The sequence below is a fragment of the Nocardia sp. NPDC056564 genome (assembly GCF_042793755.1).
Classification (GTDB): Bacteria; Actinomycetota; Actinomycetes; order Mycobacteriales; family Mycobacteriaceae; genus Nocardia.
The window spans coordinates 568,205-594,037 of the sequence record NZ_JBHTUR010000003.1 but is presented as its reverse complement, the minus strand read 5'-3'; the positions used below and the strand labels follow the sequence as shown (position 1 = coordinate 594,037).

The following is a 25,833-nucleotide window of genomic DNA, read 5'->3' as shown; positions in this document are numbered from 1 at the left end:
AATCCGGACAATGTGGACATACCACGGCTGGTCGTCGGCACTCTCGGCGGTTAGCCGGATAGACAGCGCTAGGTGGTACAACAGAATGAAGGTCGGCGTCACAGGTGGGTCGGGATTCATCGGCTCCTATGTCTGCGAGGAACTCGTGCGCCGCGGCCACGAGCCGGTGATCTTCGACCACCGAAGGCACGCGCGCAGGCAACCGTACGAGGTCATGCTCGGCGACATCCGCGATTCCACCTCGATGACCGAACTGGCCGCGCACTGCGAGGGCATCATCCACCTGGCCGCCGTGCTCGGCACCCAGGAGACGATCAAGCAGCCGCGCCCGGCGGCCGAGACGAATCTCGTTGGCGGACTGAACTTTCTGGAAGCGGTCGCGCAGTACGAACTGCCCGGCGTGTACATCTGCGTCGGCAACCACTGGATGAACAACAGCTACTCCATCTCCAAGACCGCCGTCGAACGCTTCGTGCACATGTTCAACGCCTACCGCGGCACCCGGGTCACCAATGTCCGGGTGGTCAACGCCTATGGGCCACGGCAGACCGCGGCCGCACCGTTCGGGGAGGGCAAGGTGCGCAAGTTCACCCCGGCGGTGATCTGTCGCGCGCTGTCCGGCCTGCCGGTGGAACTGTACGGCGGCGGCGTCCAGCTCTCCGACATGGTGTGGGTGGGTGACGTTGCGCGCGTGCTGGTTTCGGCGCTGGAGTCGGCCGGCAACGGCGTCGTACCCGACGCGGTGATGGAGGTCGGACCGGCGCGATCGCAGTCGATCCGGTCGGTCGCCGAGCTGATCATCGACCAGTGCGTCGAACTCGGCTATCCGCGGGTTCCGATCGTCGACCTGCCGATGCGGCCCGGCGAGATCCCCGGCGACACGGTCCGGGCGGATCCGATGACGTTGCCCGCCATCGGCGTCGACCCCGAATCGCTGCTGCCGCTCGAGGAGGGCATGCGGCGCACGATCGAATGGTTCATCGAGACGCGCGGCACCCACTGGGTCGCGCCGGAACCGTGCGAGACGGCCACGGCGTGACGGCATCGTTCGCGATGTTCGGCGTCACCGTTGTCGTCCCGTGCCGGGACGAGGAAGCCAATATCGTTGCCGCGCATCAGGCTATCGTCGGGGAACTCGGTGGGCACGACGTCGAGGTCCTGTTCGTCGACGACGGGAGCACCGACGCGACGCTGTCGCTGGTGACCGGCCTCGCCGCCGAGGACGAACGGGTGCACTACATCTCGTTCGCCCGCAACTTCGGCTTCGAGGCCGCGTTCTCGGCGGGCTACAAGTACGCGACGAAACCGTGGGTGCTGCATGTGGATGCCGACCTGCAAGGTCATCCGAACCAGGCGCACAAGCTGATCGAGGCGGTGACGGATCGGGTGGACGCGGTCTTCGGCGTGCGCGACCGGCGCGACGATCCGCTGCTGCGGCGGTGGGGCTCGACGCTGTCGGATCTGATCGCCCGCCGCGTTCTCGGGATCGAATTGCCGCCGGGGGCGACGACGTTCCGGCTGGTGCGTACCGGTGTCGCCCGGCGGATAGTCGAATTGCGCCGTCCCGCACCATATTTCATGGCCTCGCTACCCGCACTCACCGATCGGTATGTCACCGTGCGGACGGCGCATCAGGCGCGTCGGGCCGGATCGTCCAAGTTCACGGTTCGCCGATTGGCCAGGCACGCACTCGATCTGTACGTCGGGCACTCCACCGCGCCGGCGAGCGGAGCCATCGGGTTGATGTGCGTCGGCGTGATCGCCGGAGTCCTGCTGAGTGTGTTCGGGGCCGGTGCGGTGGCGGTGCTGTTGGTGCAGTCGGCGATGCTCCCGGCAATGGCGCTGCTGCTGCGCTATTCGGTCATGGCGTCGAGCCGGGACGGCCGCGCGCTGTACTACGTGCGCGAATCCGACCTCGCCATCGATGCGGCGGACCGGCTGCACCTGGAGCGGGTCGCCCTCGGGGAGGGTGCGCGATGACGGGCACAGTGGTGATCCTCGGCGGTGCGGACGGTTCGGCATCCACCTATCGCCGTGCCCGCGAACTCGGCTATCGCACAATCTGTGTCGACCGCCGCGGTGATGCCGTGGCGCGACCGCTCGCCGACGAGTTCGTGCGGGCCAGCATCCGCGAACCGAAGCTGATCGCGGCGGAACTGGCCGGGCGCGCCGATATCGTCGGCGTGCTCTCGCCGGCCAGCGATACCGGGCTGCCCGCTCAGCGGGAGCTGGCTCGGCGGTGGGGGCTACCCGATCTGTCCGCGGCGGCGGTCCGTGCGTCGCAGGACAAGTCGTATTTCCGTGCCGTGTGCGATCGACTCGGCTTCGCGAGCTACGGCTACGTCGCGGGAGCCGCCGACGGTGAACTCGTGCTCCGGGCCGCGGCACTGCGATTTCCGGTGCTGGTGAAACCCTTGGACGCGCAGAGCAGCCGAGGCATTCAAGTGTGCGACGACGCGTCCGCGGTCGCGGCCGCGGCGCGGGAGGCGGCGCGCTTCGCCAGCGACGGCGGCGTGATCGTGGAGGAGTACCTGGCGGGAAAGCATTACAGCGCCGAGGCATTCGTCGATCGCGGGCAGATCGCTTTCGCCGGGGTGAGCGCGCGAACCATGACCCCCGCCCCGTACTTCGTGACCACCACCCATCGGGTGCCCGCCGATCTCACCGCAGAACAAGAACGGGAGCTGACCGAGGTGTTGAACATGCTGGTCGCCGAGCTGGACTATCAGCGCGGCCCACTGACCATCGATCTGCTGATCGATCCGGCGGACCGAATGCACTTGATCGAGATGGGTGCCCGGGTGGGCGGCAACGGGCTCGGCGAACTGGTCCGGCATGCCTACGGCGTGGACACGGTCGCGGCCTCGATCGCCGCGGCGACCGGCGACCCCGCCGACCTCACCCGGACTCGTTCGCGGGCTGCGGTATCCGAGGTGCTCTACACCGATCGTCCCGGCGTGGTCACCGAGGTGGTCGGCGCCGACGACGTCTCCGCGATCCCGGAACTGGTGGAGCTGATCCTCTTCGCGCGCGCCGGGCAAAAGGTACTTCCGTACCACAATGCGGCGAATAAGCTGGGCCACTTCGTGGTTGTCGCCGACGAGCCCGGCCTGGCCGCCGCTGCCGCCGCCACCATTCGCGCCACGCTGCGCTTCGACCTGAGCGGTGCGGCATGAGCCCCGCGGTGCGCACCACGATCCTGGCGACCCTGGCGGTAGTCGCCGCGGCAGTCGTGTGGTGGGCATCCGGCCGCCAGCACAGCATCGAGAACATCTGGACGCTGCTGGCCTCGCTGATTCCGTTCGTGCTGGCCGCCGAGACGATCGCGAGCCTGCAACCGCACTGGTTCCGGCGCGGCCGGCTGGTCGAAATCTGCGCTCTCGGTGCGTTTGTCGTCGTGTTCTGCTTCCTGGTCCCGAAGATCTTCGCCGCCGCCCTCGACGACGATTTCAACCGCCTGTACTCCTGGATGCGGATCCTGGTCCCGCTGCTGATCCTGTGCCTGGCGCTGATGCTCAGGCTGGGTGGTGCGCTACCCGCCGTGACCCGCCGGGTCAGCTACGCCGGAATCCTCATCATGCTCTCGGGCATCGAGGATCTCGCGTTCCAGCTGTTGCGCGGCAAGCCGCTCGCCGACCGCTGGGATTGGGCCGACCACATGACGGTGCGGCTCGGCCACGTCGCCAGCCGGAACGAGGCCCTGGCGTTCATCGTCGTCCACCTGCTGCTCGCCGGGGCGATCGTGGTTCTCCCCGACCGATTCTGGCGCCGGATCGGCGACGGCCTCCGGCGGCGCCCCGGCGGTGCGCGGCGCCGCCCGGCGAGTGTCCGGCAACGAGCGGCCGACCGCACGCATTGATGGTGTCGACTCCCGCGGCGCTGCCCGCGGCCCGGACGGTGGCGTCGCTCGTCGCGGGCCGTGGCGGATTCCGGATCGCCTACCACGGCATAGCGCTCGGGCTGCTGGCGATCTGGGGCGCCGATGTCTTCGCGGTGTACGCGAGCGCGGTCGGCGCGACGGCCTGGATCGCGCTGCTCAGCTCGGGGCCGGAGAAGGCGGTGCTGAAACTCGTTCCGCGGCTGCCGCATACGGCCGCGGCGGTGGTGCGGACCGCGCTGGTCACGGCGGCTGTCCCCGTGGCGATCGCGTTACTGCTGGTGGTCGCGACGGCCGGTTCGCCGGCCGTGGTGTATCCGCTGGCGGCGGCCTGGAGCGCGGGCGTCGGGCTGATGACCGTCGCCGTCGCGGTACACCGCGCCGCCGGGCGGCCCGCACGGGACAGCCTGGGGTTCCTGGTCCTGGCCGTCCTGCTCGCGGCCTCGGTGGTGCTCGCCGCGGTCGGTGATCTGTCGCCGGCGGGCGAGTTGGCGCTGCTGGTCCTGGTCACACTCGGCGTCGCCGCGTGGTCGGGCCGGGCGGTAGCGCCCGTCGCGTCGCTGCTGACGCGTCCGCGCCGCGGAGTAACCGGCGCGGTCCTGCGCGCCGAACTGATGCTCGGACTGTACGAACCGCTGGGGAGCGCGGGCGTCGGCGTGCTGTACGCGGTCCTCGCCCTCAGCGATCAACGCGACAGCAGCACCACTCTCTATCTGGCACTGCTGATTTCGAGCGTGGTCGGATCGTTGACGCTCTACCTGTTGCGGATCTACCAGCCGGTGTCGTCGCTGCGGCTGCGCGGTGCCGGTGGACCAGCGGGCATGGTTCTCGCGCGGCGGCTGCTGACCGCGGCACTGATCTCCGGCGTGCTCGGCTGTGCCCTCGTGGCTATGCTCGCCGAAAACCTCTCTGCCACTGCACTTATCGCACTACTGCTCGGCTTCGAGATCCCCATCCACGCGGTGATCAGCCTTGCGCTGTTCGTCCTGGAGAACGCGGGCCGCCACGAGCTGACCATCGCCGCCTCCAGTGCCGCAATACAATTCGGCGCGGTCGTGCTGCTCGCCGCAGTGCTGGTGCCCGCGCACGGCCCGCCGGCGGCGCTGTGGGTGCTGGTCGCGTCCTACGCCGTACTCGCCGCGACGACAGTGCCGCGGCTCCGGGCGAACACCGAGCCGCGGGAGGCGTGATGAAACAGCGTGTCGACATCCTCGACCCCCGCCGCGATCCGGAACCGCCGTGGTGGGCGGCGCTGCGCGACGCGGCAGGCCTGCGCGCGACCTGGGCCTGGGACGTACTGGCCGTCGCGGGTACCCGGTTCGGCATCGTCGTCGTGCACGAGGGCGCCGACATCGTGGCCATGGCGGCGGCCCGCTGGATGCTCGGCCTGGCCAATGTCGCGGCACCCGGCAGCACCGGCCAACCGGGCTGGTGGGTGGCCGATCCCGCACGGCAGGCCGAGCTGTTCGGCGTGCTGGCCGGGGGACTGCGCACCCGATACCGGCACGCGGTGCTCGCCACCCTGTGGCGCGAGCTCGATCGCGAGCAGGCCGACGGCCTCGGCACCGTGCAGGTCATCCGGGAGGTGAACCCGACCGCCGTGCTCCCCATCGCCTGGCCGGACGAAGCGGGCTGGCTGGGCACGCTGTCCTCCAATCGCCGGCGCAGCCTGCGTGCCGAGGCACGGTGGCTGTCCCGGGACCACGACCTGATCGCCGGCAGCGGCCCCGCCTACGACCTGGACGCCGACCAGCTCATCGGCCTGTTCCGCCGCACCGAGGAGAAGTACGACGGATTGGGCCGGGCGCCGCGCATGCCCGACGAATGGCTGTACCGGCTGCTGTCCCGCCCCGACGTGCGGGCCGTGCATTACCACGACTCGGATCGAAACCTGCTGGCGGCGTTCACGATTCTGGACCATCCGAGCTGGCCGCTGGTGCACCGGTGGGGTGCGTTGCCGGTGGAGGAGGGCGGCCGCAAGCACCTGTACTTCGACGCCTTCCGCCGAACCGTCGGGTGGGCGGTCGCGGAGGGGAAGCAGGGACTCATCTGGGGTAAAGGACTGCCGGAGGTGAAAGAACGGCTCGGCTGCCGGTTGGTCTCGCGGTATGCGGTCGGCGTCGCCTGGTAATCGCGCCAATTCGTCGTTTCCACCCTGAATCTTCGGCGCTCGCGTTATTCGACCGCAGTAATGAACGCGCGCCGTTCCCGGTATTCGACGATAGTTTTTGTAATGTGTGACGAATGACCGTGCAACTGGCTCGGGGGCAGGTAAATGTGCTCGAAGCCGAGCACATCATTGTCACGGTCCGGCACAGCGCGGCCATCGATCTGTCCGCGCTGCTGCTCACCGCGGACGGCATGGTGCGCGCGGACGCCGATCTCGTCTTCTACAACCAGCCGCTCGGCCAGGGCGCCCGCCTGCTGCCGGGCGAGGACGGGCGGCCGAGCGCGCTGGCGATCGATCTGCGCGCGATTCCCGCCGATATCGACCATGTGCGCGTCGTCGTCGCACTCGACGACCAGCACGACAGCCTCGGCAATTACGCGGCGCCCGAGCTGTGCGTCACCGATGTCATGGGAAACCGGATGTGCGACTACCTGATCACCGGCCTGGGCCCCGAGTCGACGGTCGTCGCCATGGACTTCGACCGGCACGACCCCGACTGGCACCTGCGTGCGCTCGGTCACGGCTATCGCAGCGGGTTCGCCGCCCTGGTCACCGCGCACGGCGTCGCGGTCGGCCGCACCCCGAAAGCACCGGCGCCGCAGCCGCAGGTCGAGCCGCCCGACACCGGGTTGCTCGGCCTCAATACCGAATTGGCACTGCGCAAACCGGGTGGCGACGAATTGTCGCATGTGAAAATGGCATTGGGCTGGGACCCGGTCCGTGAACCGGGCCGATTCGGACTGCGTGAGGTCGATATCGATCTCGACGCGTCGGCTCTGGTCTTTTCCGGTCGGCAACTCATGGACGCCGCTTTCTATGGCCATTTGTCCTCCAAAGACGGATCCGTCCGCCACCAAGGCGACAATCTCACCGGTTCCGGCAAAGGCGACAACGAAATGATCGATGTCGACCTCACCCGATTGTCCGCCGAAGCGTCGACGGTCGTTTTCGTCGTCACCTCCTATGCCGGGCACACGTTCGAACGGGTCCGAAACGCATTCTGGCGGTTGGTCGACGGAAAGACCGATGTCGAACTCACCGGCGGCAATCTGCGGGTCGGCGGCAGGCACACCGGCATGGTCGTGGCCAAGGTGCAGCGCGAAGCCGACGTCTGGAAATTCCACACCGTCGGCGCCCCGATCCAGGCCGGGCACCCCGTCGAGGCCGCCGAACAGGTCGCCCGCTACCTCTGACCGTCACCGGCCCGGCGACCGCGCATTGATCGGGGCGGAGTTGCCGAGGAGTATGGAGGTTGTGGGCGGCGGTACGGGTATTCGAGCGAATCCGTGGGTAGCGCTGCGCCCGGACGAAGACGCGGACCAGGTGGGCACCGATGTGTCGGCCGCGCACGAATCCTTTGTCGAGCGGGGCGAGGCGCCGACGTCGATCCGGCAGGTGGTCGAGGCCTCCTGGGTGCGCAGCCGCGGCAACGGCATCGATCCGGACCGGCAGATCGGCCGGACGTCGCTGACCGGAATCGAACTGGAGCGTTACCGGCGTACCCATCCCATGTCGGCGGTGCGACCGGTCGTGCGGACCCTGCTGGTCGAGGACGCCGAGGACACCGGGCTGCTCATCGCGCTGAGCGACGCGCACGGCCGATTGCTCTGGGTGGAGGGCGATTCGGCGGCCAAGGATCGCGCGGCAGGCATGAACTTCGTCGACGGCGCGGACTGGAGCGAGGCCGCGGTCGGCACCAACGCACCCGGAACCGCACTGGCCCTTGATCATTGCGTGCAGATCTTCGGTGCCGAGCACTACAGCCGATTGGTGCACCCGTGGAGCTGCGCGGCGGGACCGGTGCACGATCCGGCGACCGGCCGGATCCTCGGCACGATCGACATCACCGGCGGCCCGCGCGTCGCTGCCCCTGAGGTACTTTCGCTGATCCGGGCGACCGTGGCCGTCGCGGAGTCCGAGCTGCGCGCGCATCCGGTGACCGTGCGCACCGCACCGCGGGTGGAACTGCTCGGCGCCCAGCCCGCGCTGCTGTTCGGCAACGAGCGAATCGCGTTGTCGCGCAGGCATTCGGAGATCTTGCTGCTGCTGATGGAACATCCGGAGGGGCTCGCGACCGAGCACATCGCGGTCCTGCTCGACGAACGCGACCTCGACGCCGTCACCGTGCGCGCCGAGATCTCGCGCCTGCGCCGGATTCTCGGCGGCGCCGCGCTCGGTTCGCGGCCCTATCGGCTACTGACCGAACTGGATTCGGACGTCGGCGAGCTGCGGCGCAGCCTGCGCCGCGGCGACATCGCCGCGGCCGTCGCGCGCTACCGCGGCCGACTGTTGCCCGCCTCGCCGGCGCCCGGCGTGGTCCGGGTCCGTGAATCGCTGCGTGCGCGAATGCGCGCGGCGGTCCTCACCTCCAGGGACCCGGCGATCCTCGGCTGGTGGATCTCCTCGGTCGACGGCCGCGAGGACCGCGGCGCGTGGTCGGCCTACCTGGCCTCGCTGGAGCGGGATTCGTCGCTGTATGCCCAAGTGGCGGCGCAGATCGCCATGCTGGACCGCGAGTTCGGCGGTCGCTGACCGGTTCCCAACGGTGATGCAACGTTAGGGTCATAGTGTCGTGGATCACAGTGCACACCCGCCGTGACCGCTAGGAGTTTCGATGACCGTATACGCCCGTCCTGGTTCGCCGGAGTCGCCGACGAGCTTCCAGCCTCGCTACGACAACTGGATCGGCGGCCAGTGGGTTGCGCCGGTCAAGGGCCAGTACTTCGAGAATCCGACCCCGGTCACCGGCGAAACTTTCTGCGAGATAGCGCGTTCCACCGCCGAGGACATCGAGCTCGCGCTCGACGCCGCGCACGCCGCCGCACCGGCCTGGGGCAAGACCTCCGCCGCCGAGCGCGCGGTGATCCTGAACCAGATCGCCGACCGGATCGAGGACAACCTCGAGGCGATCGCCATCGCCGAGACCTGGGACAACGGCAAGCCGATCCGCGAGGCGCTGGCCGCCGACATCCCGCTGGCCATCGATCACTTCCGCTACTTCGCCGGAGCCATCCGCGCGCAAGAAGGTTCGCTGTCGGAGATCGATGACGACACCGTCGCCTACCACTTCCACGAGCCGCTCGGCGTGGTCGGGCAGATCATTCCGTGGAACTTCCCGATCCTGATGGCGACCTGGAAGCTGGCCCCGGCCCTGGCCGCCGGCAACGCCGTGATCCTCAAGCCCGCCGAGCAGACTCCCGCCTCGATCATGTTCCTGTGGAGCATCATCGGCGACCTGCTGCCGCCCGGCGTGGTCAACATCGTCAACGGATTCGGCGTCGAGGCGGGCAAGCCGCTCGCGTCGAGCAACCGGATCGCGAAGATCGCGTTCACCGGCGAGACCACCACCGGCCGGCTGATCATGCAGTACGCGTCGCAGAACCTGATCCCGGTCACCCTCGAACTGGGCGGCAAGAGCCCGAACATCTTCTTCTCCGACGTCATGAGCGCCGACGACGACTTCCTGGACAAGGCTCTGGAAGGCTTCACCATGTTCGCGCTCAACCAGGGTGAGGTGTGCACGTGCCCGTCGCGCTCGCTCATCCAGGCCGACATCTACGACCGCTTCCTCGACCTCGCCGCATTGCGGACAAAGGCCGTGCGCCAAGGTGATCCGCTGGACTCCGAGACGATGATCGGCGCGCAGGCGTCCAACGATCAGCTGGAGAAGGTGTTGTCCTACATCGAGATCGGCAAAGGTGAAGGCGCACAGCTGGTCACCGGCGGCGAGCGCGCGATGCTCGGCGGCGACCTGAACGGCGGCTACTACGTGCAGCCGACCATCTTCACCGGCCGCAACGCGATGCGGATCTTCCAAGAGGAGATCTTCGGCCCGGTCGTCTCGGTGACCTCGTTCACCGACTACGACGACGCCATCTCCATCGCCAACGACACCCTCTACGGCCTCGGCGCCGGGGTCTGGTCGCGCGACGGCAGCCGGGCCTATCGCGCGGGCCGCGACATTCAGGCCGGGCGGGTGTGGACCAACACCTACCACCAGTACCCCGCGCACGCGGCGTTCGGCGGCTACAAGCAGTCCGGCATCGGGCGGGAGAATCACAAGATGATGCTGGACCACTACCAGCAGACGAAGAACCTGCTGGTCAGCTACGCGCCGAAAGCCATGGGATTCTTCTGATGCCGAGCCGTCCGGCGGTGGTGGCGCCGTGAGCGCCGCCCCGCCCCGTTTGGTCGCGACCGCGGGGGCGGCGGCGCTGCTGCGCCGCCTCCGCGACGTGCACGGTGCGCTGATGATGCACCAGTCCGGCGGGTGCTGCGACGGGTCGTCGCCGATGTGTTATCCGTTGGGGGAGTTCATCGTCGGCGACCGGGACGTCCTGCTCGGCATCCTCGATCTGCGCCTCGCGGTGGGGGAGGTGCCGGCGAACCTGCCGTCCGCCGACCTCGACGCGGTGCCGGTGTGGATCTCCGGTTCGCAGTTCCAGGCGTGGAAACACACCCAACTCGTCCTGGACGTGGTTCCTGGGCGCGGCGGCGGGTTCAGCCTGGAAGCCCCCGAGGGTTGGCGATTCCTCAGTCGGGCACGAGCTTTCACCGAGGAGGAGAACGCCGCACTCGCACTGGCGCCGCCCGTGGTCGGCAGCGACTACGCCGACGGCGCGCGTCCACCGGTCCCGGATTCCGGACAGGTGGTGGCCGAAGCCGTGGACGCCTGCCCTGTGCCCACCTCGCTCACCTGATCTACCCAAGGATCCGCACTCCCGCTCGGGATCGGCACGCGCAATACGGCTCTGAAGTCGGTGCGGACCTCGAGAGGGAGTGCGGATTCAGTTAGCAGGGGTGGGGGGGTGTTGCTTGCTTGGGTTGATTCTTGCTTGGGTGAGCAAAGCGGGGTACGGTTTGCTCATGCAAGCAAAGGGTGGCTCGGGTAAGCAATCGGGGCGGACGTTCACCGAGGCCGCGCGGCGGACGCAGATCGTAGATGCGGCGATCGAGGTGGTGGCCGAGCATGGGCTGCCGAATACGTCGTTCGCGAAGATCGCGCAGGAGGCGGGGCTGAGCAGCACCGGCATGATCTCGTATCACTTCCGGGGCAAGGACGAGCTGATTCGTGAGGTCGCGGACGAGATCGTGCGCGTGAGTACGGAATTCGTCGTGGCCAAGCTCCGGCACGAGTCCGGATACGCGGCGACGCTGCGCGCGTACTTCGCCGCCAACCTGGCCCTGCTCGATGAGTATCCCAAGCATCAGCGGGCGCTGGCCAGCATCGTCGCCAATGCCCGGCCCGCCGACCCGCAGACGGTGAGCCTGATCGAGCACGTCGACGAGATCGCCCGCACTCAGGAGCAGTGGCTCCGAGATGGGCAGCGGGCCGGGGCATTTCGGGCGTTCGACCCCGCGGTCATGGGGCTGGCCATTCGTGCCGCCCGCGACGCGGCCGTCGCGCGTGCGGCGGAGGATCCCGATTTCGACGCCGCGGCCTGCGCCCGCGAACTGGCCGACCTCTTCGAACACGCCACCCGCAACCACTCGTGATCACTACCGGAGCCGACATGAATGCACCGCAGACGCTGACCGCCGAACCGACGCCACAGCAGAAGCGCGCCGGAGTCCGGCGCCACCTCGCCCGCCAGCTCATCCTCGAGCTGGTGCTCCCGCTCGGCGGCTACTACGCCCTCCGCGCGGCCGGGGTGAACCCGTGGGCCGCGCTGATCGCGCCCACCCTGCTCATCGCGGGACTCCTTGTCTACCATGCGATTCGAGAGCGCCGCATCGACGCGTTCGCCCTGTTCGTGCTCTCCATGATCGTGCTCGGGTCGGTGCTGACGCTGGTGACCGGAGACCCGCGCACGCTCATGGTGCGCGACAGCTGGATCTTCGGTCTGCTCGGCCTGTGGATGCTGGGTTCGCTGCTGACCCAGCGTCCGTTCATGCGCGTCGCCTCGCGCGCGATCGTCACCGCGAAGATCGGCGAGGAGGGCTACCGGCAGTGGGATGCCCGCTGGGACAACGACTCCCGGTTCCGCTATCACCTGCGCGTGCTGACCGCGGTGTGGGGTGCGGTCTTCCTGCTGGACGCGTTCGTGCGGGTAGTGCTGGCCTACACGCTGCCGATCGACTCGATTCCGTTGGTGAGCACCGTGCAATGGCTGGTCGTCCTCGCGCTCCTGCTCACCTTCCACAACTTCTACCTCACCAAGCACGGCCTGAAAGCTTGAGTTCAGGAAGCCGGCTGGTGGAAGTGCTCGATTGCCCGCTGGACGCGCAGGCCGGCGGCGAAGTCGGCGAGGGTCGATGGCCGTCCGCGGATCGCGTCGGCGAACGCGCTCAATCGGGTGTGTTCGCTACCGCGTGGACCGCTGAGCGGGAGCTCCGCCCACGGGCCGCCGTCGCTGATGTGCAGGCGCGACCAGTCGGTGATCCGGTAGGAACGCTTGGTGCCGTGCAGGATCCATTCATACGACTCCGGTACCGCGGCGACATTCCCGGTGAGGGTGACCGGAACTCCGCCCGCGGTGAAGACGCCGAAGGCGGAGGTTTCCGCCGCCGGGCCGTAGTGGACTCGAGTGGATACCGGAGTCAGCGGGCCGAGCAGGCGGTCGGTGAAGAACACGTAGTGCGAACCGACCTCGCGCAGCAGGCCGCCTTGCTCGCGACCGGCGACCCAGTGGGCATCGCGTTGAAAGGCGCGCGGCCAGCAGGGGAACCCGAATCGCAGGTCGACACCGAGGATGTCACCGGCTTCGCCGGCCCGCACGGCTCGCCCTACCTCCACCGCGGCCGCGCGATCGGACAGGGTGAAGTTGACCGCGTTCACCGCACCGGTTTCGGCGGCGATCCGGACCATCTCCGCGCCGTCCGTAAGCCGCACCGCCAGCGGCTTCTCCGAGAACACGGCCGTGCCCGCCAGCATCGCCGATACCGCGTAAGCCGCGTGCGTGTCCGGTGGTGAAGCGAGGTAGAGGGCGTCGAGCCGGTCGTCCTCGGCCAAGGACGAGGGGTCGTGGCCGAGGGCGATGTCCGGATAGCGAGCGCGAATCCGTTCGACGGCAGCCGAATTCGGATCGGCCGCCGCGACGACCGTGAAATCCGGATGCCGGTGGGCCACGTCGAGCATTTCGGTGCCCATCGCACCCAGGCCGATGAGGCCCAATCGAATCTTCATCTCGCCAGCCTGTCGTCCGGCCATGCAACAGCACAAGCGATGATTTCTAATGGACGCTTAAGTACCACTGTAGAATTCTGCGATGCTCGACGTGCATCGATTGACCGTGCTTCGCTCGGTCGTGGAAAACGGCTCGATCCAAGGGGCGGCGACCCGGCTCGGCTACACCCCGTCCGCGATCAGCCAGCACATCGCCGCATTGCACCGGGAAACCGGAATCCCCCTGGTGGAGCGGCACGGACGCGGCATCCGGCCCACTGCGGCCGGGCTGCTGCTCACCGCGCACACCCGTCGGATTCAGGACGAGATCGCCCGCGCCGAAACGGCGCTCGCCGACCTGCGGGCCGGAAAGTCGCAGCGCCTGACGATCCGCTACTTCGCCACCGCGGGGGCGGTGCTGATCCCGCCCGTCGTGTCGGAACTCGGCCTCCGGCATCCGGAGGTCAGGGTAGCGCTCCGCTTGGGAAAGGGCCTGTCCGAGAACGAGTCCGCCGACGCGGAGATCATGGTCATCGACGACACCGTGCGCGTTCCGGCCGGGCTGCGCGTCCTGCACCTGCTCGACGATCCCTTCGTCGCGGTGCTGCCGCCCGACCATCCGCTCGCCGCGCGGGCGGTGATCGAGCTGGGGGAGTTGCGGTCGGAACGCTGGATCGACAACGAATGGCCGAGCAGCCGCTGCCGGGAGACAATGCTGAAGGCTTGCGGCGCGGCCGGATTCAGCCCGGATTTCGCCGTGGAGGCGCACGACTATGCCGCCGCCGTTGGCTTCGTCGCCGCGGGACTAGGGGTGACGCTGATCCCGCGCCTCGCGCTCGGCGCCATTCCGGCGACGTCGGCGGTCTACCGCCCGGTCGCCGCCCCGGTGCCGACGAGGACGATCGCGGTGATCGTCACAGCGGGCACCGAGTCCCGGCCGCCGTTGTCCACCTTCCTCGAACTGCTGCGGCAAGCCGCCGGCGAACGTGGCGGCCCGGACATTCTCCGGGTCTTCCCCCATGCCGGCATCACCCCAGAGGGGTAGCTGAGATCCCCTGCGGAGGTGATGAACTCATGGGACCAATTCCCTACGATGAGGGCCGTGTCCGTCGCCCGCGCTGTTCGCCGCCGAGTTCTGCTCGTCGTCGGGCTGTGGATCCTGCTCGCGTCGGCGGGGATGGCGCCCGCGATCGCCGACTCCGCCGCGGCGGGCGCGGACCTTTCGGTGGCGCAGTCGCTCGGGGATCGGGAACTGACGATCGTGCTCCGGCGAGTCACCAGCGTTCCCGGGCCGTTGCGCGTGGATGTGGTCACGCACGCGGGCACTGCCGCCGGGCCGCTGACGCTCGTGGTGACGCCGATGGGGGCCGGCGCGGAGCTGCCTGCCCCGGGAGCGCCCACCGCCGAGGCCGTCGTCGAACTCGGTGCCGAACCGGGGATGTACTCGGCCACGCTCGACATGGATCGCCCAGGGCCGTGGGAACTGGCCGTGGGCGACGGGTCCAGGGTGGCGCGGATTCCGTTCGTGGTGCCCGCGCAGGTGACCTCGCCGCCGGAGCGGCTGGTCTATGCCGGATTCCTGATTGCCGGTGTGCTGCTACCGGTTTCGGTGCTGATCGCCATGCGCGCCCGGCGCAGTGCGTGGGCGTTGATTCCGGCCGGCGGGATGGTCGCCGGGGTCGCGGTGTCGGTGACCGCCGCGCTGCTCTCGGCGTCGCTGCCGCTGCCGCCGCAACCCGGCGGTCAGCTGGATCCCACGATCGGTAACGTCACCGATCCGTATTCGCTGAGCCAGCCGGTGATTTCGGACTTCTCGCGCCCGCCGGTCAGCCTCGCCGTCGAGGGATCGGTAACCGCAGGGCGGCCGGGGGATCTGGATCTCGTGCTGATCGACGCGGCCACCGGCGCGTCCGTGGATGATCTGCTCGTGCACGACAGTGCGCTCATGCACCTGCTGACGGTCGCCCCGAGTGGTGGACTGTCGCACCTGCATCCGATCCGGACCGGACCCGGCCGCTACCAGGTTCATCTGACCGCTCCCGAGCCCGGTCGGTACGCGCTGTCGGCCGAGTTGGCCCGGCGCGGCGGTGGGGTTCAGCTGGTCCGTGCCGCAGCCGGATTCACCGCGTCGCCGGGCGATGCGAGCATCCCGCCCCGGACCTCCGGCGCCGCACTGCGCCTCGGCGGCAGTGCCAAGTCCGCGTCGACGGTTCTGGCCGGCAATCCCATCACCGTCCGGACGACCGAGGCGGTGGCCGGCAAACCGACCACCATCACCGCCGAGATCGGCGACAAGTCCGATCTGCAACCGTGGCTCGGCATGGTCGGCCACCTGATCATGGCGGGTCCGGTGCCCGATGGCGGCGTGGATGTCGCTGCGGCCGTGCAGGACTCGACCGTCTGGGGGCACGCGCACTCGATGGGCCCGACCTCGATGTCGGACATGGGCGGACACGATATGGCGGGGATGCACGACATGTCGGGCATGACCGGCGATGCCGCCGCCGGGCGCGGAGTCATGCTCATGCCGCCGGCGAACGGCGCGAGTCCGCCCGATGAGACCGTCGCCGCGTACGGACCCGACGTGCCGTTCACCTTCACCTTTCCCGTCGCGGGCCGATACCGGCTCTGGATCCAGGTCGAACGGAACTACACCGTGCTCACCGTTCCGGTCGTGCTCGATGTCGTTGCGGCACAGGGGGAGCACCGATGAGCGTAGCCAGCCGGCCGCTGCGTATCGCCGCCGCCGTGGTCGCCGTGGTCGTGATCGCCGTCATCGGCTGGCTGGTCTGGCCGAACTCGCGCAACCCGGTCGTGCTGAAAACCGGTACGCCCCACCATCTCGTGACCGTCACCATCGACAGCCTCCGACTCGGTGAGACGGCGATGGACGTCACCGTCACCGACCGGGCCGGCGCGCCGATCGACCATGCGGTAGTACAGGTTCAGGCGATCCAGCCGTTGATGGGTCACGCCGGTGCGCCGGTTCCGTTCGCCGCCAACGGATCCGGGCACTTCCATGCTCCGGCGGTATCGCTGATGATGACCGGTCCTTGGGAACTGCGCCTGTCCATCGATGCGCACGACGGTATCGACCAAGTCACCCTGCCGCTGTGGGTCGGCGGCTGAGCGGCGCATGCGGATCGGCACGAATCGCAGGAGCACGACACAGGAGGGACCGCTCGTCATGAACAGCTCAGTAGCGTCCGGCACGTTCGCAGGAGGTGGCGCGCCACCGGCCGCCGGTTCGGACAACAGCGCGGCGGCCCGCGCCGGGGCATGGGGCGTGCTGCTCGGCACCGCCGTCACGTTGCTCGGCCTGAGCTGGGATATCCAGTGGCACAACGACGTCGGCCCGGACACCTTCTTCACGCTGCCGCACCTGTTCCTGTATTCCGGCAGCGCCATCTCCGGCTTCGCCAGCCTCGCCATGGTGCTCATCGCGACCTTCGCCCAGCGCGCCGGACGCCCGGTGCCCGCGATGGGCGGCGCCGCGATCCGGGTGTTCGGCAGCAACCTCACGGCTCCGCTCGGCTACATGGTTGCCGGTGCGGGTGCGGCGTTGTTCCTGCTCTATGGGCTGTTGGACATGCAGTGGCATTCGATCTACGGCTTCGACGCGGTGCTGAACACCCCCTCGCACGTCGCGCTGTTCCTGTCGATCACGCTGACCATGATCGGCAGCATCATCGTCTTCGCCGCGCATCGTGATCATCGCTGGGGCCAGTTCGGCATCGTCCTGGCCATTCCGATCATGATCACCTTCGCCCCGATCCTCACCCAGGCGCTGGACAACTTCGACCTGCCCCTCGATTCGACCATCCTCGGCGTGCTGTTCTTCGGGCCGATGCTGCTCGTGCTCGGCGCCGCCGCGCTGGCCCGCCCCGGCGCCGCCATCGCCATCGCGCTCGCCCTCGGGCTCATCCAGGCGGTTCTGTGGTGGTTCTCGCCGTGGGCCGCGCAGGTGTACGCCTCGTCGATCGGGCTGCCGCTGCGCGACGGGCTCGGGTCTCGCCCGCCGTCGCTGCCCGCCATCATGCCGATGTTCCTGATCATCGCCGCCGTTGCCGTGGAGGGGCTGTTCCTGCTCGCCCGCACCCGCGGCTACGACCCGAACAAGATCGTGGTTGTGGCCGGTCTGGTGACGGGTGTCGTTGTCGGACTTACCTTTCCGGTGCAGTTGCAGCTCACCCACTTCTTCTCCGGTATCGCGGCCAAGGACGTCGTGCTGTCCACGGTCGTCGCCGTACCGCTCGGCCTGCTCGCCGGCTTCCTCGCCGGCCGCTTCACCCGCATGCTGCCCACGCCCGCAACGGAGATCGCCCGATGACCACACTGCGCAAGCTCGCCCTCACCGTGCTGGCGGCGATCACCCTCTCGTTCGTCGCGATCGCCCCCGCCTCCGCCTACGCCCCGGTCGACATCGTGCATACCGAACGCGTCCAAGTCGGCCCCTACGCCATGACCGTCGGCTTCTCCACCTGGCCGCTGCGCGCCATGCAGTCCCTCGACTTCACCTTCATGCCGGAGGGCGGCATCGCCGACAAGTCCGGGACATACCGCATCGCCGGCCCCGCCTACCACTCCTGGAAACGCGGCGCCCCCTTCGCCCGCCACCCGCGCAAACGCGACTCCTGGGGCCTGGACATCTTCGCCATCAACGACCCCGGCACCTACACCTTCCTCTTCACCCTCGACGGACCGCTCGGCCACGGCGAAGGCACCCTCGACGGCATCCACGTCGCCGACCAACCCGGCCCACCCCTACCCCTGAGCTGGACAATCGCCTCCCTCCCCCTGCTCGCCCTGATCGCCTTCCTCGCCATCTGCTGGCGCCGCACCCACCCCGCCCACCAACCCCTACCCCTCTAACTGCTTCGGCACCCCTCGAGGGTCGAGTAGCCCTCAACCTAGGTCGGTCCCTTCGGCGCAGACGCCAGAACGACGACACGGCTGACGCGGCCGTGGCAGCTCCCCACATTGTCGGCTGGTACATCCAAGGTCGCTTTCTCGGCGACCTTCACCGAGATCTGTTGTCGCCGTTTGGTTCCTCGGCTCAGGATGCAGCGCCGCGATGTTTCCGGAACGTCCCAGCCATGGCACTAGGCCCAGATCCGCAGTCTGGCAATGTGACTCGGGTATGAACTGATGAAGACGGTTGTTTTCGGTGTCTCCGCAGTACACCTACGCACGGTCGTACGCGTCACGGTGTCTCGGAGATGGCGCATGGAAATGGCGCTGACGATCTACGCGTCCGGCGAGCGGACAGGGGGGAGGTCCGTCAGCATGTCGGGTGCGGGCAGCGAGACTCCCGAATCGTCGGTTCGGCCCGTTGCGATGCGGTCGAGGGTCACGGTTACTGTTCCCGCCGAGTCGATTTCGATGCGCTTGTTTCCGCTCTGCTCGTCGACCAGGACGGTGGCGAGGTAGCGGCGGGCCGGGGGGAGTACTCGCACGGTGATGTGGCCGTCTTGGACCTTGTCCAATTCCCTTGTCGCCACGTGGCGGACGCGGGTGCTGAGCAGGGCAGGGGCGGTTTCCAGGCCGCCGTCGTCGAGCAGCATTACCTCGACTCCGCGTTGGCGGGCGCCGCGGGCCGCGGCGAGTAGTTCCGGAGTGGAGAGTTGGGGGGCTCGGAGTTCGTCGCGGAGTTCGGCTTCCAGCAGCCGGCATTCCTCGCGTTCGTCGGCGTCGAAGGGAACCGCGGCGGCGATGCGTTCGAGCATGGGGCGGGCGCGGCGATCGAGGCGATTGAGTTGGCGTTTGCGTTCGGCGTTCTGGGCGTCGAGGCGGGCCTGTTTCACCGCGCGGGCGGTGGACTCGATCTCGAGTCGGCGCAGGGAGCGGAGGGTGGGGCGCATGATCGCGGCGAACGCGGCGGCGATGGCGACATTGACCAGGGGCACGACGGCTTGCACGTAAACGGTCGGTTCGCCACCGGCGGCCAGCACCACGGCGAACCACGTCGCCGCGGTTCCGGCCCAGGCCAAGACATTTCGGCCGCGCAATACCAGCATCGCCAGCGCGCTGCCCGCGGTATAGGCGGTCCACACGCTGGTATGCGCGTGGATCTCCGCCGTCACGTGCTCGTTGGCGATCAGGGTAGCGATCGCGCCCGCGGACGCCACGAACACCGCCGCGTACTCGTGGATCGGGTTACCGGTGTCGAGCACCACGACAACCGTTGCCGCGGCGATGATTACGGCGGCGGCGACCAACGCCACCGTGATCGGCAGTTCCGCCTTGCGCACCGAACGGATCACCACGGCGGCGTCGGTGGCCAGCACCACGGCGATGATCGTGATCATTGTGGCGCGGTGTTCGCTGAGCAGCCTGCTCAGGTCGCCGTCGTCACGTGTCATCAGGTGCGCTCCACTCCAGGATGATTCGGGTTCCGGCGCCGGGGCGGGAGTCGATGGTGGCGAGGCCGCCGGCTTCACGCATCCGCTGCACGATGCTGACGGTGAGGCCGAGCCGGTTGGCCGCGACGAGCGCGGGGTCGAATCCGGCGCCGTCGTCCTCGACGACGACGGTGATGCCGCACGCGCGCGCGACGATGGTCAATTGCCGTGCCACGGTTCGCCCCGGCACGTCGGCGTGCCGCACGCTGTTGCGCACGGACTCGGCGGCGGCCTGGGCGAGCGCGGTCACCGCCGCGGATTCGATGCGCAGGTCGGCGGAGCTGTAGTCGTGGCGAACCTGCACGCGCAGTTGGGCTTCGGTGGCGCCGACCACTTCGCGCGCGATGATCTCGATGGCCTCGAGGTCGGTGCACATGTCGTTGGTCCGGCCGATGGCGGCGAGCTGGCCGAGGGCCTGATTGGCTTGGCGCGCAAGCATGGTGGCGCAACCGCCGCGGGACATGTCGAGCAGGGTGGCGAGCACCTTGTCGTGGATCACGCCGGCGAACCGCGCGCGCTCGCTGGCCCGCGCCTCGTCCGCCGCGGCGAGCGCGGCCTGATGGTGGGCGCGCGCCTGTTCCTTGTCGAGCAGCCGGGCCGCGCGCCGCGCCGTTTCGGTGATGTAGACGAAGGTCACGGTGATGCCGAGGATGCGCAACGAGGTGAGTCCGAACTCGGTCCAGCTGAGGTCGCCGGTGGCCTGACCGGTGGACGACGCGGCGAGCAACCCGACGACGACCACGTAGATCGCGGTCGTCGACCTGCGCCAGGCCAGCGTCGCCGCCACCCCGCCGAGCGGAACCAGTCGATAGATCCAGGCCACGTCGTCGGTGATCTGACCGGGCAGCACGGCGAACCCGGACAACCCGACGGCCACCGCGAAGACCACGGCGTGCGTCGCCGCGATGATCCGCACGGTGGATCGCTCGACATACAGCGCGGTCCCGGCCAGCAGCAGCGCGGTGCCGAACACCCCGAACAGGGCGACCGCGGTCCACCAGGTCTGGAAATGCCGGGACTGCGCGGCCATTTCGGCGGCATCGCCCGCGCCGAAGATCCACACGCCGATGCCGAGCGCGAAGGCGAGGATGCGATCGATCCGGTCGGTGGCCGCCCGGCCGATGGAGGTCTGCCGGTTACATCGACCCGACAAGACGGCCACGATGCGGCCGAACAGCGACGGCGACATCGAGGTCATCGTGGTTCGCTGGCCTCGACCCTCGACAGCTCGCGGCTCGACACCCGCCTCGGCACGTACACGGCGCGCGCCTCGCGCTTCGGGCGCAGGTTGATCGTCAACTTCATCGCGACATCGCGGTCGATGTGCACCGAGCCGCCGTTGAGCAGCAGCGCGGTGAAGATCTGTCCCTCGAGCAAGGCGAGGGCGGAGCCGATGCACACGTGCTCGCCGGCCCCGAACGGCAAGTAGGACATCCGCTCCCAGGATCGGTCCGCCTCCTGCGCGAAGCGATCGGGGTCGAAGGCCAGCGGATCCGGGTACTGCCGGGCCGACCGATGCATCACGTACGGCGCGACGAACACGATCGTGCCCTCGTCGATCGCGTAGTCGCCGATCCGGGTCGCGCCCGCGGCCTCGCGCAGGAAGGCCGGCGAGGGCGGATACAACCGCATCGACTCCTTGAACACCTGGAGGCAGTAGGGGAGCCGGTCCAAATCCGCGGCGGTCGGCGTCGCACCGCCGAGCACCCGGTCCGCCTCGGCGGCGGCACGGTTGGCGACGGCGGGGTGGCGCGACAGCGCGTACGCGGTCCAGAACATCGCGTCCGCGCTGGTCTCGTGCGCGGCCGCCCACAGGTTGATCACCTCGTCGACCAGCCGGTCCGCGCTCATCGGCGCGCCCTCGCGGTCGCGCTGGGCGAGCAGGGCCGAGACGATGTCGTCGTGGCGATCGGGGTTGCGGCGTCGCACATCGATCGCGCGCGCTGCCCAATCCCGAACCAGGGCGAGGTCCTGGATGAACTCGCGATTGCGCTTGGTCGGAATGTTCAGCGGCGCGACGATGGGTCGCGACATCGCCCGCATCTCCCAGTCGAAGATCCGGGTCGCCGCGTCGACCACGTCCGTGTGCTCGTCGAGCGGCTCGTCGATCAGCAGACCGGCGACCACATCGTGCATCATCGCCTGCACCCCGGCGAGCAGGTCCACCTCGCCCGCGGCTTGCCAGCGGCGCAGGTGCGCGTGCATGCGAGTCGCCATCGTGTCCACATACTTCGGCACCCGCCGCGCGGTGAACAGCGGCGCGACCATCGCGCGCTGGGTGCGATGCACCTCGCCCTCGGAGATGATCAAGCCCTCGCGCAGCGCGGGCCACAGCGTTCCGGTCACCGCCCGCGCGCGCCGGAACTCCGCGGCGCGCGACACCAGCACCTCGTTGATCTCCGCGGGCCCGGTCACCAGCACCGCGGGAAACATCCCGATGCGGAACCCGGCCACCGGCCCGTGTTCCGCGGCCAGCCGCTCCATCACCGCGAGCGGATCACGGAACCAGCGCAGCGTCGTACCCAACCCGAGCACACCACCGCGTCCGTGGTCCAGGTGCTCGATTTTCCCCGCCCGATCATCGTTCACTGACGATTCCTCCCATGGTCGTCATCGAAGTCAGAGCGATTCGTCAGCCCCGCCGCCCGGTGATCAGGACGTCTGACGAGCAGTCTGTCTGTGCCGGATCGTATGTGGGCGGCGGGCCGTAGTCATGCCCGCAGAACTGGGGTCGGGAACGCGAAATCGCGCTGTTCGCCCAGGTCGGCGGCATTCATGAGATGCGTTCCACACCAAGGAGTTCGGGTCGCGCGGCACGCGCGAGTGAAGTGCTAGGATGATTTCCTCTTAGTTTAGCTAAACAGTTGCTGGTCTGCGTGTGTTGCCTCACCTGATGAAGGAAAAACAACTCCATGGCTGTCATGCTGCAAACAGGCGAACAGCGCGGTGCCGGTGCGATCGAGAAGCCTCGTACCTCGCGTAGGTTCGTGGCGCTCGGTGCCGCGATCGTGTTCGCCTGCGTCTCCGTCGGCGCCTGGCTGGAATTCATCCGGCCGAACTGGGAAATGTACTGGCACCAGGTCGACCTGCAGGTCTACATGTGGGGCGGCTCGATGGCCGCGCTGCATCCCGAGCTGCTGTACGACGGACGCGGACCGCTGGGCTTGCCCTTCCTCTATCCGGTGTTCGCCGCGTGGATCTGCGCGGAATTGGCGCAATTCCCGATCAACTATGTCGGGACCGGCGTCACGATCCTGACGTTGGCGTCGCTCGGGATCAGCGTATGGAGCGCCGGGATGCTGCAGCGTCGCCGGCGTGGACTGGCGTTGGTCGCGATCACGATCGCCGTCGGCGCCGCCGGGCTCTGGCTCGAACCGGTCCAGCAGACCTTGCAATTCGGACAGCTCAGCGTGATTCTCATGGCGATGGTCCTGGCCGACCTGGCCCTGCCCAAGAATCGTTGGTATCGCGGCATTCTCACCGGCATCGCGACCGGGTTGAAACTGACGCCCGCGGTCTTCGTCGTCTATCTGCTGATCACCCGCCAATTCAAGGCCGCGGCGACGGCCGGTGCCGCCTTCGCCGCCACCGTCGCGATCGGTTTCTGGTATCGGCCTGCGCAGGCGCTGGAATTCTGGACCACGACAATGACGTCGCAGAACCGAATCGGCTTCGCCTACGTGCAAAATCAATCGATCAACGGGCTGTTCGGTCGTCTGCAATGGTCCAGCTGGGACGACAGCACCTCCTCGCTGGTGGTGGCCGGTCTGCTCGGCCTGGTCGGAATCGCGGCGGCCAGGGTCGCTTACCTGCGCGGCGACGAATTGCTCGGAGCTTTGCTCGCGGCGACCGTGATGCTGCTCGCTTCGCCGATTTCCTGGACGCACTACTGGGTGTGGATCGTGCCCGCGCTGATGTGGGTGTTCCGCGCGCTGCGCGCTCGTCCGATCGCGGTGCGGATCGCGGTGCCTGCGGCCATCTATCTGTTCGTCTTCGCCTGGCCGATGCGGGTCGATCGGGTCGGCTGGTGGGATCCCGATCTGCCGCTGCTGCCGCAGGGGCTGGTCTGGGATGTGCCGCAGACCAATGGGCGGGAATACCGGTGGAACCTCTGGCAATTCCTGCTCGGGGATTCGTACACCTTGCTGGCGATAGGCGCGCTGGTGGCAGCGAGTGTGTGGTTGCTCTGCTTCAGGTCCGGGACTCGCACTGTCACCGAGGACGACACAGTCTCGCCGCTGCAAGAAATCGAAGCGTTGATGGACTCGGTGAAGGTCGACGCAGACCGTGAGCAAGTCGTCACCGAGCCCCAATACGCCGGCGCTATCGACACGCGACAGGGCGCATAGGCACGCACTTCATCTATCGCACACCCCTCAACCCACCAGCATGCACACGAAAATGGAGCAGGTGTGCGAAGAAGTCCCGACAACGCAACCACAGCCAGATGACCACGCTGGAACTTAACGCCGCGTGACTCGACATGCGCCTGAAGCCGGGTACGGCAGGCGACGTGCCCAGCACTACTCCAGTGAAAACCTGGGTAGGTCTTCAGCTTTCCCTTGCCAGGTCGCGCTGGGACGAGCCGGGTGTGCGCCTGGCAATCAGGTGCGCCTGCTCCCAGGGATGATCGATAGTGCTGAGCGCGTCAGGTGGGGTCCCCGACCTGCTTACGCAGTTGGTATGGGCAGCGCGCGGGTTCCAGCGTGGTCATCGGGTTGTGGTCCGGTTCAAAGAGGCTTGGGAAACGAGCTGCGTCGAGTGCGTCGAGGCGAGTCAAAAGGTTGTTTTCGTATCGAGGTGAGTCAAAGGGTTGTTGTTGAAGATCATTTGGCGACCTTTTGACTCGACTCGATGGGTTGGGCATTGCGGCGCGCTCGGGTATGGGTGTTGGGGGGTATGTCGAGCTGTGTGCTACATGGGGAGTGGGTCGCTGGTACTGGGTTGGGGTCGCACTCTGGTGTGACGACGGTTGAGGGCGGGGTCCATAGCGTTTGGCGTATGTTCTTTCGTCTGATGCTCGTGGTCTCGGTCGGTCTCCTTGCTGCTGTTGTGGCGGGGTGTGGTGGTGTGGCCAGGACGGATACTTCGGTGCGGTCTTCTGCGCTGACTATCTCGTTCGGCGACTTCGTGTCGAAGGGGGAGGTGACCTATCCGGCCGGTGCTCGGCCGGCGCCGCTTGTGGTGCTGGTGGGTGGGTCGGGGCCGGAGGATTTGAATGCGGACGATGCGAGTGTGGGGGCGACGTCGCGGGGGCATCTGTTCGCGGATATCTCTAGTTCGCTTGCGCGGCAAGGCTTTGCGGTGTTGCGGTACAACAAGCACTACGTCAATGGGCTTGGTGATGTCGACCCGCGTTTCGGCACCGAGCTGACGATGACGCAACTGGTCGATGACGTGCGCAGCGCCGTCGGTGCGGTGGCGAACGATCCGCGAATCGACGCGCGGCGGGTGTATCTCTTCGGTTGGAGTGAGGGAACGACCGTGGTGGCTGCGGCGGCGAACGGAATGCCGAACCTGCGCGGGGTGATTGTGCAAGGGGCGGTTGGCATTCCGTGGCGAGAGGGGCTGATCGCACAGTGGGAGCGGGTGGTGCGGCCGTATCTGCGGGACTTCGCCGTCGCCGGGTCGGTGGGTGCGGCGGAGCTGAACCGGGCATCGAACGGTGATGGTGGGGTGGTGGCGCATGAACTGGTCAGCGTGCTGGCCGACGACATCGGTTCGGAGCGGTCCGCCCTGAATCCGGCCTTCGATACCGATGGAAACGGACGCATCGACATCGACAACGAGTTGCCCGCCGCGGCAGTGAAATTCGTCGATGAGCAGCTGGCCGGCGGCATCTTCCGGCTGTACGGCGAGCCCGCCACGCTGTCCGACGTCGCCGCTCGGGCCGCCGATCTTCGGGACATCCCGTTCCTTGCCCTGCACGGCGAGAACGACAGCAACGTATCGGTCGACGCGGCAGTGCGCATCGATAAGGCGTTGGCCGACAATGGAAGTCGCGACCACACGCTGCGCGTCTACCCGCGGTCCGGTCACTCCCTGAGCGCGGCCGCCGATCCGCGACACGACCCGATCGGCCCGATCCAACCGCAGCCGCTTGCCGACCTCGGCCGCTGGCTGCGCGATCACGAGCAACGCTGACCGGACTCGATTGCCGCGAGTTGGCTCCAGTACCCGATCCCCCGCGCATAGATATCCTCTATGCAGACACGGAAAAACATCTATTGGATTTCTGATTCTGTCGATCGTAGCGTGATGGCAATCACAAATGCTCTGC

Annotated in this window: 23 protein-coding genes; 19 read left to right on the top strand and 4 right to left on the bottom strand. The window is 68.1% G+C overall.

Annotated features, from left to right (window positions below; all coding sequences use genetic code 11):
• Positions 1 to 85: 85 nt before the first annotated feature.
• The 12 genes from ACFQ9K_RS10520 (at position 86) to ACFQ9K_RS10465 (ending at position 12,226) form a co-directional block, all read left to right on the top strand.
• Positions 86 to 1,039 carry an NAD-dependent epimerase/dehydratase family protein gene (locus ACFQ9K_RS10520; RefSeq protein WP_378722659.1) on the top strand — a complete coding sequence of 318 codons (954 nt, stop codon included), beginning with the start codon at positions 86 to 88 and terminating at the stop codon, positions 1,037 to 1,039.
• Positions 1,036 to 1,980: a glycosyltransferase family 2 protein gene (locus tag ACFQ9K_RS10515; protein ID WP_378722660.1), complete on the top strand. Its 945-nt coding sequence runs from the start codon at positions 1,036 to 1,038 to the stop codon at positions 1,978 to 1,980. Before ACFQ9K_RS10520 ends, ACFQ9K_RS10515 begins: the two co-directional genes overlap by 4 nt.
• A complete protein-coding gene (locus ACFQ9K_RS10510) occupies positions 1,977 to 3,176 on the top strand; it encodes an ATP-grasp domain-containing protein (RefSeq protein ID WP_378722662.1) in 1,200 nt (399 codons plus the stop codon). The genes ACFQ9K_RS10515 and ACFQ9K_RS10510 overlap by 4 nt, the downstream gene beginning before the upstream one ends.
• Entirely contained in the window at positions 3,173 to 3,859 is a 687-nt protein-coding gene (locus ACFQ9K_RS10505; protein ID WP_378983087.1) for a hypothetical protein, read from the top strand. Before ACFQ9K_RS10510 ends, ACFQ9K_RS10505 begins: the two co-directional genes overlap by 4 nt.
• A 2-nt stretch (positions 3,860 to 3,861) precedes the next feature.
• Entirely contained in the window at positions 3,862 to 5,067 is a 1,206-nt protein-coding gene (locus ACFQ9K_RS10500) for a hypothetical protein (RefSeq protein WP_378983084.1), read from the top strand.
• A complete protein-coding gene (locus ACFQ9K_RS10495) occupies positions 5,067 to 6,008 on the top strand; it encodes a hypothetical protein (protein ID WP_378983081.1) in 942 nt (313 codons plus the stop codon). The genes ACFQ9K_RS10500 and ACFQ9K_RS10495 overlap by 1 nt, the downstream gene beginning before the upstream one ends.
• Positions 6,009 to 6,121: 113 nt before the next feature.
• Complete coding sequence (locus ACFQ9K_RS10490; protein WP_378726765.1) at positions 6,122 to 7,240, top strand: TerD family protein; 1,119 nt, start codon at positions 6,122 to 6,124, stop codon at positions 7,238 to 7,240.
• A gap of 61 nt (positions 7,241 to 7,301) precedes the next feature.
• Positions 7,302 to 8,579: a transcriptional regulator gene (locus tag ACFQ9K_RS10485; protein WP_378726767.1), complete on the top strand. Its 1,278-nt coding sequence runs from the start codon at positions 7,302 to 7,304 to the stop codon at positions 8,577 to 8,579.
• Positions 8,580 to 8,661: 82 nt separating this feature from the next.
• The gene (adh, locus tag ACFQ9K_RS10480; protein ID WP_378983078.1) at positions 8,662 to 10,185 is read left to right on the top strand and encodes an aldehyde dehydrogenase; all 1,524 of its coding nucleotides are present in this window, start codon (positions 8,662 to 8,664) and stop codon (positions 10,183 to 10,185) included.
• A 28-nt stretch (positions 10,186 to 10,213) separates the two neighbouring features.
• Positions 10,214 to 10,747 carry a DUF779 domain-containing protein gene (locus ACFQ9K_RS10475; protein WP_378983075.1) on the top strand — a complete coding sequence of 178 codons (534 nt, stop codon included), beginning with the start codon at positions 10,214 to 10,216 and terminating at the stop codon, positions 10,745 to 10,747.
• A gap of 166 nt (positions 10,748 to 10,913) precedes the next feature.
• Complete coding sequence (locus ACFQ9K_RS10470; protein ID WP_378722119.1) at positions 10,914 to 11,543, top strand: TetR family transcriptional regulator; 630 nt, start codon at positions 10,914 to 10,916, stop codon at positions 11,541 to 11,543.
• A gap of 17 nt (positions 11,544 to 11,560) precedes the next feature.
• Entirely contained in the window at positions 11,561 to 12,226 is a 666-nt protein-coding gene (locus ACFQ9K_RS10465) for a VC0807 family protein (RefSeq protein WP_378722118.1), read from the top strand.
• 2 nt (positions 12,227 to 12,228) lie between these two features.
• Here the strand turns inward: ACFQ9K_RS10465 and ACFQ9K_RS10460 are convergent, their stop codons facing one another.
• Positions 12,229 to 13,173 (bottom strand): Gfo/Idh/MocA family protein, encoded by a 945-nt coding sequence (locus ACFQ9K_RS10460; protein WP_378722117.1) that lies wholly within the window; start codon positions 13,171 to 13,173, stop codon positions 12,229 to 12,231.
• A gap of 82 nt (positions 13,174 to 13,255) precedes the next feature.
• Between ACFQ9K_RS10460 and ACFQ9K_RS10455 the strand changes: the two genes are divergently transcribed.
• From ACFQ9K_RS10455 to ACFQ9K_RS10435, 5 genes are read left to right on the top strand one after another with little or no spacing between them, the layout of a single operon-like run.
• Positions 13,256 to 14,197 carry a LysR family transcriptional regulator gene (locus tag ACFQ9K_RS10455; RefSeq protein ID WP_378722116.1) on the top strand — a complete coding sequence of 314 codons (942 nt, stop codon included), beginning with the start codon at positions 13,256 to 13,258 and terminating at the stop codon, positions 14,195 to 14,197.
• 57 nt (positions 14,198 to 14,254) lie between these two features.
• Positions 14,255 to 15,865: a hypothetical protein gene (locus ACFQ9K_RS10450; RefSeq protein WP_378722115.1), complete on the top strand. Its 1,611-nt coding sequence runs from the start codon at positions 14,255 to 14,257 to the stop codon at positions 15,863 to 15,865.
• Positions 15,862 to 16,281: a FixH family protein gene (locus ACFQ9K_RS10445; RefSeq protein WP_378722114.1), complete on the top strand. Its 420-nt coding sequence runs from the start codon at positions 15,862 to 15,864 to the stop codon at positions 16,279 to 16,281. Before ACFQ9K_RS10450 ends, ACFQ9K_RS10445 begins: the two co-directional genes overlap by 4 nt.
• Positions 16,282 to 16,339: 58 nt before the next feature.
• On the top strand, positions 16,340 to 17,482 hold the full coding sequence (locus ACFQ9K_RS10440; protein WP_378722113.1) for a hypothetical protein: 1,143 nt from the start codon (positions 16,340 to 16,342) through the stop codon (positions 17,480 to 17,482).
• A complete protein-coding gene (locus ACFQ9K_RS10435) occupies positions 17,479 to 18,024 on the top strand; it encodes a hypothetical protein (RefSeq protein ID WP_378722112.1) in 546 nt (181 codons plus the stop codon). Before ACFQ9K_RS10440 ends, ACFQ9K_RS10435 begins: the two co-directional genes overlap by 4 nt.
• A gap of 374 nt (positions 18,025 to 18,398) precedes the next feature.
• Here ACFQ9K_RS10435 and ACFQ9K_RS10430 read toward each other — a convergent pair whose 3' ends face one another.
• Genes ACFQ9K_RS10430 through ACFQ9K_RS10420 form a run of 3 tightly spaced genes read right to left on the bottom strand, consistent with a single transcriptional unit; the run spans position 18,399 to position 22,142 of the window.
• On the bottom strand, positions 18,399 to 19,514 hold the full coding sequence (locus ACFQ9K_RS10430; RefSeq protein WP_378722111.1) for a hypothetical protein: 1,116 nt from the start codon (positions 19,512 to 19,514) through the stop codon (positions 18,399 to 18,401).
• The gene (locus ACFQ9K_RS10425; protein ID WP_378722110.1) at positions 19,504 to 20,751 is read right to left on the bottom strand and encodes a sensor histidine kinase; all 1,248 of its coding nucleotides are present in this window, start codon (positions 20,749 to 20,751) and stop codon (positions 19,504 to 19,506) included. Before ACFQ9K_RS10425 ends, ACFQ9K_RS10430 begins: the two co-directional genes overlap by 11 nt.
• Positions 20,748 to 22,142 carry a cytochrome P450 gene (locus tag ACFQ9K_RS10420; protein WP_378722109.1) on the bottom strand — a complete coding sequence of 465 codons (1,395 nt, stop codon included), beginning with the start codon at positions 22,140 to 22,142 and terminating at the stop codon, positions 20,748 to 20,750. Before ACFQ9K_RS10420 ends, ACFQ9K_RS10425 begins: the two co-directional genes overlap by 4 nt.
• Positions 22,143 to 22,465: 323 nt before the next feature.
• Here ACFQ9K_RS10420 and ACFQ9K_RS10415 point away from each other — a divergent pair, with 323 nt between their 5' ends.
• Both ACFQ9K_RS10415 and ACFQ9K_RS10410 read left to right on the top strand, forming a co-directional pair.
• Entirely contained in the window at positions 22,466 to 23,902 is a 1,437-nt protein-coding gene (locus ACFQ9K_RS10415; RefSeq protein ID WP_378722108.1) for a glycosyltransferase 87 family protein, read from the top strand.
• Positions 23,903 to 24,515: 613 nt separating this feature from the next.
• Positions 24,516 to 25,697 carry an alpha/beta hydrolase family protein gene (locus ACFQ9K_RS10410; RefSeq protein ID WP_378722107.1) on the top strand — a complete coding sequence of 394 codons (1,182 nt, stop codon included), beginning with the start codon at positions 24,516 to 24,518 and terminating at the stop codon, positions 25,695 to 25,697.
• The last annotated feature ends 136 nt before the right edge of the window (positions 25,698 to 25,833 follow it).

Coding starts and splice junctions, on each gene's coding strand:
- ACFQ9K_RS10445 (WP_378722114.1), top strand. CDS start 15,862: ATGAGCGTAGCCAGCCGGCCGCTGCGTATCGCCGCCGCCGTGGTCGCC.
- ACFQ9K_RS10470 (WP_378722119.1), top strand. CDS start 10,914: ATGCAAGCAAAGGGTGGCTCGGGTAAGCAATCGGGGCGGACGTTCACC.
- ACFQ9K_RS10520 (WP_378722659.1), top strand. CDS start 86: ATGAAGGTCGGCGTCACAGGTGGGTCGGGATTCATCGGCTCCTATGTC.
- adh (WP_378983078.1), top strand. CDS start 8,662: ATGACCGTATACGCCCGTCCTGGTTCGCCGGAGTCGCCGACGAGCTTC.
- ACFQ9K_RS10425 (WP_378722110.1), bottom strand. CDS start 20,751: ATGACCTCGATGTCGCCGTCGCTGTTCGGCCGCATCGTGGCCGTCTTG.
- ACFQ9K_RS10435 (WP_378722112.1), top strand. CDS start 17,479: ATGACCACACTGCGCAAGCTCGCCCTCACCGTGCTGGCGGCGATCACC.
- ACFQ9K_RS10460 (WP_378722117.1), bottom strand. CDS start 13,173: ATGAAGATTCGATTGGGCCTCATCGGCCTGGGTGCGATGGGCACCGAA.
- ACFQ9K_RS10510 (WP_378722662.1), top strand. CDS start 1,977: ATGACGGGCACAGTGGTGATCCTCGGCGGTGCGGACGGTTCGGCATCC.
- ACFQ9K_RS10490 (WP_378726765.1), top strand. CDS start 6,122: ATGACCGTGCAACTGGCTCGGGGGCAGGTAAATGTGCTCGAAGCCGAG.
- ACFQ9K_RS10430 (WP_378722111.1), bottom strand. CDS start 19,514: ATGACACGTGACGACGGCGACCTGAGCAGGCTGCTCAGCGAACACCGC.
- ACFQ9K_RS10455 (WP_378722116.1), top strand. CDS start 13,256: ATGCTCGACGTGCATCGATTGACCGTGCTTCGCTCGGTCGTGGAAAAC.
- ACFQ9K_RS10440 (WP_378722113.1), top strand. CDS start 16,340: ATGAACAGCTCAGTAGCGTCCGGCACGTTCGCAGGAGGTGGCGCGCCA.
- ACFQ9K_RS10505 (WP_378983087.1), top strand. CDS start 3,173: ATGAGCCCCGCGGTGCGCACCACGATCCTGGCGACCCTGGCGGTAGTC.
- ACFQ9K_RS10415 (WP_378722108.1), top strand. CDS start 22,466: ATGGCTGTCATGCTGCAAACAGGCGAACAGCGCGGTGCCGGTGCGATC.
- ACFQ9K_RS10465 (WP_378722118.1), top strand. CDS start 11,561: ATGAATGCACCGCAGACGCTGACCGCCGAACCGACGCCACAGCAGAAG.
- ACFQ9K_RS10495 (WP_378983081.1), top strand. CDS start 5,067: ATGAAACAGCGTGTCGACATCCTCGACCCCCGCCGCGATCCGGAACCG.